The 518-nt window shown below is 67.2% G+C and carries 1 protein-coding gene; it reads left to right on the forward strand.

From position 1 onward, the window contains the following. Positions 1-95: 95 nt before the first annotated feature. Positions 96-500 carry a MerR family transcriptional regulator gene (locus DSY14_RS28090; protein WP_131558979.1) on the forward strand — a complete coding sequence of 135 codons (405 nt, stop codon included), beginning with the start codon at positions 96-98 and terminating at the stop codon, positions 498-500. Positions 501-518: the final 18 nt, after the last annotated feature.

Genomic DNA, 518 nt, shown 5'->3' on the forward strand with positions numbered 1-518 from the left:
TCGTTGGCTACGGTAGAACTTGACGTTGACGTCAGAGGCAAATCGTGTGCGCCGACGGCCGCCGGTGATCGGGACGAAAGTGGAGTAGGCACACCATGCGAATCGGTGAACTGGCCAGCAGGGCCAAGGTGAGCACGCGCGCCCTCCGCTACTACGAGGAGCAGGGCATCCTCAGCTCCGAGCGCACGCCGAGTGGCCAGCGGCACTACCCGGAGTCAGCGGTCGACCGGGTGCGGCTCATCCAGCAGCTCTACGCCGCCGGGCTCGGCAGCCGCATGATCGCGTCCTTCCTGCCCTGCATCGACGCCAAGCAGGCGGGGCCCGAGATGATCGAGCGCTTGCGCGCCGAACGTGCTCGCATCACCGCGAGTGCTGCCGAGCTTGAGGAGGCGGGGCGGAAGCTGGATCTGTTGATTGAGCTCGCCGCGCATCCAGGGAAGAGGCACTGCCCTGCATCGCTCGACGCGCAGTCGGCTGGCGGAGACGTTGCACCGGCGTGAGTGGGTGCTGTCTGGCGG

It is taken from the genome of Nocardiopsis sp. MG754419 (assembly GCF_018207095.1).
In the GTDB taxonomy this organism is placed as follows: Bacteria; Actinomycetota; Actinomycetes; order Streptosporangiales; family Streptosporangiaceae; genus Nocardiopsis.

Excerpts from the sequence above, each read along its gene's own strand:
- DSY14_RS28090 (WP_131558979.1), top strand. The coding sequence starts at position 96 with ATGCGAATCGGTGAACTGGCCAGCAGGGCCAAGGTGAGCACGCGCGCC.